Genomic DNA, 6,600 nt, shown 5'->3' with positions numbered 1-6,600 from the left:
TCCGTCTTGCAAAGCTTGCTATGGCAGAAGGTAAGAAGACAACAAGCCTTTCAGACATAGACAATTTTTCAGCAAAAGATGTAATAGATGCAGCTAAGAAAAAAGATGAAATCGGAGCAGAGGTGCTTGACAAGATTGGCTGGTATTTGGCATTTGCTTGTTCCGGAATTGCACAGATAACAGATCCGGCAGCATTTGTAATAGGTGGAGGTGTATCTAAGGCAGGAGATGTGCTTATTAAGGCAATTGATAAATATTACAATGAATTTGTAATGGATGCTTTAAAAAATAAAGAATTTAGGCTTGCAACTTTAGGAAATGATGCAGGTATATATGGTTGTGCGGCTATGGTAGCAGGAGAAAAAATAGGATAATGAATAGTGAATTTGTGAAAGGGATTCAAAACATATTATGTGGCGAAGCCATATTTTTAAATGAACCAATGAGCGAGCATACCAGTTTTAAAATTGGTGGTCCTGCGGAGGTTTTTCTTGAAATTACAACAATGGAAGAACTTCTTAAAGTAACTGACTTTTGTAGAAAAGAAGGAATTAGTTTTTTTGTACTAGGTAATGGAAGTAATCTGCTGGTAGCTGATGAAGGGGTAGAAGGAGTAATCATACATTTATCCGGCAAGCTTGCAGGTGCTAGGATGGATGGAGATATTATAAGAGCAGGGGCAGGACTTAGCCTTTCAGCCTTAGCTGTATTTGCTGCAGAAAAAGAACTTACAGGGTTTGAATTTGCGTCAGGTATACCCGGTTCAGTAGGTGGTGCGATATGCATGAACGCAGGGGCTTATGGCGGAGAAATGAAAGATGTAGTAGAAGGGGTATATGTTCTTACAGATGGAATGCTTAAGTATTTTTCGGCAGAAGATATGCAGTTTTCGTATAGACATAGCATATTAAGTGAATTAAAAAATGCCATAGTAGTTACAGCTGATTTTAAATTGCAACCTGGTAAAAAAGAAGAAATACGGTCTAAAATTGATGAGCTTACAGAGAAAAGAAGAGAAAAACAGCCACTTGATTATCCAAGTGCAGGCTCAACATTTAAAAGACCTGAGACAGGCTATGCCTCTCAGCTGATAGAAGAAGCAGGGCTTAAGGGGACTAGAATAGGCGGTGCAGAAGTATCAAAGAAACATAGTGGTTTTATTATAAATGTTAATAATGCTACTGCAAATGATGTAAAAGAGCTTATCACCTATGTTAGTAAAGTAGTAGAAGAAAAGAGTGGAGTGAAACTCTATCCGGAGGTAAAAATGCTATGAATGTTCCCAAATTGGTTATAATTACAGGAATGTCAGGAGCAGGTAAGACTACTGCCCTAAAGAGCCTTGAGGATGCAGGGTATTTTTGTGTAGATAATCTTCCGGTAGACTTTTTAGCTGATTTTGTAAATTTGACAAAGACAAGAAGTGAGTATATAGGTACGGCTATTGGTATAGATATAAGGAGCGGTTCAGGGCTTGACAGGTTGGCCGGGATTTTACCCAAGATAAAAAGTGAAGGTGCTGAGATTCTTTTTATGGAGGCCTCTGATGAGAGTCTGATAAGAAGGTATAAGGAAACAAGGCGTACACATCCACTTTCAGGTGCAGCGAGGATTGAAACAGGCATAGAAAGAGAAAGAGAACGCCTTGATTTTCTTAAGGAAAATGCAGATTATATTATTGATACAAGCAGATTGCTTACCAGGGAACTTAGGGCTGAATTATATAAAATATTTGTAAATGATGAAAAGTATAATGGTTTTGTAACTACTATACTTTCTTTTGGCTATAAGTATGGAATTCCATCTGATGCGGATCTCGTGTTTGATGTGAGATTTTTACCAAATCCATTTTATATACCTGATTTAAAGGAAAAAACCGGAAATGATAAAGAGGTTTATGAATTTGTTATGTCATCAGAGGCTGCAAGACAGTTTTTGTCAAAACTTACAGATATGGTAGATTTTCTACTCCCTAATTATATGGCAGAGGGGAAGAATCAGCTTGTTATAGCTATAGGCTGTACAGGTGGAAAGCATAGGTCAGTAACACTGGCAAATGCTCTGCTTGAATGGTTTAGAGAGACTGAGTATAAGGCTAGGATAGAACACAGGGAGATTTGATATGTCCTTTTCATCAGAAGTAAAAGAAGAACTTACAGAGTATGTGCCGGGTGGAAGGCACTGCCTTATAGCTGAATTGGCCGCAATGATAGTTATTTGTGGTAGGGTGAGAATTACAGAAACAGGAAAGTATAGACTTTTTATTCATACTGAAAATATTTATACGATTAAAAAATATTACATACTTTTAAAGAAGGCTTTTGGTATAACAGGAGAGGTTTCAATACGAAAAAATATTACGAAAAACACTAGAATATATACGATATTAGTTAAAAATGATTTGGCGAAAGAAGTACTTTCGGGCATCAAACTTATTAATAAAGAGGGGGAAATAAGAGATGATTATTCCCTTGTATCAAACCTTATAGTACAGAATAACTGTTGTAAAAAAGCATTTATAAGAGGTGCTTTTTTGGCGGCGGGGTCTATTGGAGATCCTGAGAAAAGTTATCATTTGGAAATCGTGGTAGGGAACAGTCCGGCGGGTGAGGAATTAATTGCAATTCTATCTAAACTTGGACTTAAAGCAAAATTAGTAAAGAGGAAGAATCACTATCCGGTTTATATTAAAGAAAGTGACACTTTGTCTGAGTTTTTGGGAGTTACAGAGGCTCATAAATCCCTTATGAAATTTGAAAATATAAGAATTGTAAAAGATGTAAAAAATAAGGTAAACCGTAAGGTAAACTGCGAAACTGCAAATATAAAAAAGACAGCATCTGCGGCAGCAAAACAGTTAGATGATATATATTATTTACAGAAAATTAATAAGTTAGAAAAATTGCCGGATGGACTTAGAGAGTTAGCAAAGCTCCGTATAGAATATCCTGATGCAACTCTTAAAGAACTTGGAGGGCTTTTAGAGGAACCACTAGGCAAATCAGGAGTGAATCATAGATTGAATAAAATAAGCCAAATAGCACAGAATAATAGATTGTAGAATTAGAAAGAAGGAAATATGAATTTTACACATTTACATTTGCATACAGAATACAGTCTTTTGGATGGATCGAGTAAAATAAAAGAATTGGTAAAAAGAGTAAAAGAGCTTGGAATGAATTCATGTGCGATAACAGATCATGGAGTTATGTATGGAATTATAGATTTTTATAAAGCATGTAAGGCTGAGGGAATAAAGCCTATAATTGGATGTGAAGTTTATGTAGCTCCCGGTTCAAGATTTGAAAAGACAATAGAAAAATCAGAAAAGCGTTATAATCACTTAATTTTGCTTGCTGAAAATGAAACAGGATATAAAAATCTTATAAAAATGGTATCAAAAGGCTTTACAGAAGGCTTTTATTATAAACCGAGGGTAGATTATGAATTGCTTAGAGAGTACCATGAAGGAATTATAGCCTCTTCAGCCTGCTTAGCTGGAATTGTACCCACCAAATTAGGACAGGGAGACTATGAGGGAGCAAGGGCTGAGGCAGAAAAACTTAGAGATATATTTGGAGAAAATAATTTCTTTTTAGAACTTCAAGACCATGGACTTCCTGAACAAAAATTTGCAAATCAGGGATTGATGAGAATTTCTGCTGAGACAGGAATACCCCTTATAGCAACTAATGACTGTCATTATCTGTATAAAGAAGATGCAGAGGCACATGATGTACTTATCTGTATTCAGACTCAGAAAAAAGTGACCGATGATGATAGGATGAAGTATAGGGGTGGACAATTTTATGTAAAATCGCCTGAAGAGATGCAGGAAATATTTCATTATATACCTGAAGCCATTGAAAATACTGAGAAAATAGCAAATAGATGTAATGTAGAGATAGAATTTGGCAAGTATCATCTGCCAAAATACGAAGTGCCTGAAGGATATGACTCTAATTCATATTTAACTAAACTTTGCGAAGACGGACTCAAAAAAAGATATGGAGATGCTTTAGGAGATAAGGAAGAGGAAGTTAGGGAAAGGCTTAAGTATGAGTTAGATACTATATCGAACATGGGGTTTGTGGACTATTTTCTTATAGTGTGGGACTATGTAAACTTCGCAAAAAATAGAAATATACCGGTAGGGCCGGGAAGAGGTTCAGTTGCAGGAAGTATAGTAGCTTACTGCCTAGAAATTACTGATATAGATCCAATTAAGTATAACCTTCTCTTTGAGCGTTTTTTAAATCCGGAGAGAATTACCATGCCTGATATAGATATGGATTTTTGCGAGAGACGAAGACAAGAGGTAATAGATTATGTTACTGAAAAATACGGCAGAGAAAAGGTAGTTCAGATAATTACATTTGGAACAATGGCTGCCAAAAGTGTAATTAGAGATGTTGGACGAGCACTGGATTTACCTTATAGTTTTTGCGATAAAATTGCAAAGATGATACCGGAAGGTAAAAATGGTAAGAAGATAGAGATTGACATGGCAATGGAATTAAATCCTGATTTTAAAAGGATTTACGAGGAAGATGAAGAAGCGAAGAGACTTATTAATCTTTCAAAAAGGCTTGAGGGATTACCAAGACATGCATCTACCCATGCAGCGGGAGTGGTTATAGGCAAGAGAGAGATAGATTATTATGTGCCAATTTCTACCGGTAGTGATGGGGCAATTACTACCCAGTTTACTATGAAAACTATAGAACAACTGGGATTATTAAAAATGGATTTCTTGGGGCTTAGAAATCTTACTGTAATTGATGATACTATTCAGAGAATAAATGAAAAACGACGAGAAGAGGGGAAACCTGATTTTGGCTTAAAGAGCATTGATATGGAAGATAAAAATGTCTATCTAATGCTTAGTGAAGGAAAGACAGAGGGAGTATTTCAGTTAGAAAGCCAAGGCATGACAAACTTTATGAAAAAGCTGAGGCCGGATAATATAGAAGATATAATTGCAGGAATTTCACTTTATAGACCGGGACCTATGGATTTTATTGATGATTATATAAATGGTAAGAGGGATCCGTCTACAGTAGAATATGACTGTGAGGAAGTTAAGCCCATACTTGAATCTACTTATGGCTGTATGGTTTATCAAGAACAGGTTATGCAAATAGTAAGAGATCTTGCCGGATATAGTTATGGACAGAGTGATGTGTTGCGTCGTGCAATGTCTAAAAAAGATGGCAATGTAATGAGGCAGGGCAGACAGGGCTTTGTATATGGCGATAAGGAAAAAGGTATATATGGATGTGTTTCAAAAGGAATACCGGAAAGTGTGGCGAACAGAATATATGACAAGATGATTGATTTTGCAAACTATGCATTTAACCGCTCTCATGGGGCAGGTTATGCTTTTGTAACTTACCGGACAGCCTATTTAAAATACTATTATCCAAATGAATATATGGCATCATTGCTAACTAGCGTGATGTCAAAAATAGGGAAAATTTCTCAGTATATATTAGACTCTAAAAATATGGGGATTGATATATTATCACCTGATATAAATGAAGGGGCAGGCAGGTTTACTGTATCAAAAGATGGAATACGTTATGGAATGTCTGCGATAAAAGGAATTGGTGATAATGTTACATATAAAATTGTAGAGGAGAGGGAAAAGAGAGGAAAATATAAGAGCTTATCAAATTTGGTAGAAAGACTGTCCGGAATATTAAATAAAAAAGGAATTGAAGCTCTTATAAAAGCAGGAGCTCTTGACTGTCTGCCGGGAACTAGGTGTGAAAAGATGGCAGTATATGAACAGGTTATTGATGCAGCTGCACATGAAAAAAAAGGTAAAATGGAGGGGCAGTTAAGCCTTTTTGACATAACACAGCAAGAGAATCTGTCTGAAATTGAAGTGAAAATGCCAAAATTAGGTGAGTTTGATTTAGAAACTAAGTTAGAGTTTGAAAAAGAAATGCTTGGGATATATTTAAGTGGAAATCCACTTGAGAATTACAGTGACCTGCTAAGTTCTGTTTGTAATTCCAATTCTCTTGATTTTATTTACAATGCTAAAGAAGATGAAGGGGTAGTGGTGCGTCAAGATGAACATTATATACTGGGAGGAATAGTAGCTACAGTAACTAAAAAGCTTACAAAGAATAACAAACAGATGGCTATTGTTAGTTTTGAAGATTTGGTAGGAACTGTTGAAATTATAGTATTTCCAAGAGATTATGAAAAATATAAGGATATTATTGTAGAAGGAGGAAAATACATAATTTCCGGCAGAGCATCGCTTGAGGAAGAGAGAGATGCTAAGCTAATTGCAGAAAAAATAGTACCATTTGAAGATGTGTCAAGAAAAGTTTGGATTCAGTTTAAGAATAAAAGTGAGTTGGCAAAGGTTGAGAAAGAATTTGAAGATATTTTTATAGCTAATAAGGGAAGTATAAAGGTTATGTTTTATTGTAGGGAAGAAAAACAGATAAAACAGGTAAAGGTGGTGAATGGTATATCGTATGCCGAGCCTGTAATGGAACTTCTTAGGGCAAAAATTGGTGATGAAAATGTGAAAATTATAACAACACTGCCCTAAGATAAGGACTAAATAAACTTATTGTT

5 protein-coding genes are annotated in these 6,600 nt (G+C 35.7%); all 5 read left to right on the top strand.

All coding sequences use genetic code 11. The features are described 5' to 3' along the window. Positions 1-374 (top strand): ROK family protein (locus ACTTG8_RS00490; RefSeq protein WP_442560190.1); only part of this gene is annotated, 374 nt, incomplete at its 5' end. Next, positions 374-1,276: a UDP-N-acetylmuramate dehydrogenase gene (gene murB, locus ACTTG8_RS00485; RefSeq protein ID WP_442560189.1), complete on the top strand. Its 903-nt coding sequence runs from the start codon at positions 374-376 to the stop codon at positions 1,274-1,276. The genes ACTTG8_RS00490 and murB, both read left to right, overlap by 1 nt. After that, positions 1,273-2,121: an RNase adapter RapZ gene (gene rapZ / locus ACTTG8_RS00480; protein WP_442560188.1), complete on the top strand. Its 849-nt coding sequence runs from the start codon at positions 1,273-1,275 to the stop codon at positions 2,119-2,121. The genes murB and rapZ overlap by 4 nt, the downstream gene beginning before the upstream one ends. A 1-nt stretch (position 2,122) precedes the next feature. Then, positions 2,123-3,061, top strand: a complete 939-nt coding sequence (whiA, locus tag ACTTG8_RS00475) for a DNA-binding protein WhiA (protein WP_442560187.1) — start codon at positions 2,123-2,125, stop codon at positions 3,059-3,061. 18 nt (positions 3,062-3,079) lie between these two features. Further along, positions 3,080-6,574: a DNA polymerase III subunit alpha gene (locus ACTTG8_RS00470; RefSeq protein WP_442560186.1), complete on the top strand. Its 3,495-nt coding sequence runs from the start codon at positions 3,080-3,082 to the stop codon at positions 6,572-6,574. The last annotated feature ends 26 nt before the right edge of the window (positions 6,575-6,600 follow it).

The sequence above is a fragment of the Catonella sp. genome, from assembly GCF_052173895.1.
Taxonomy (GTDB): domain Bacteria; phylum Bacillota; class Clostridia; order Lachnospirales; family Lachnospiraceae; genus Catonella.
This window is presented reverse-complemented; position numbering and strand designations above follow the sequence as displayed.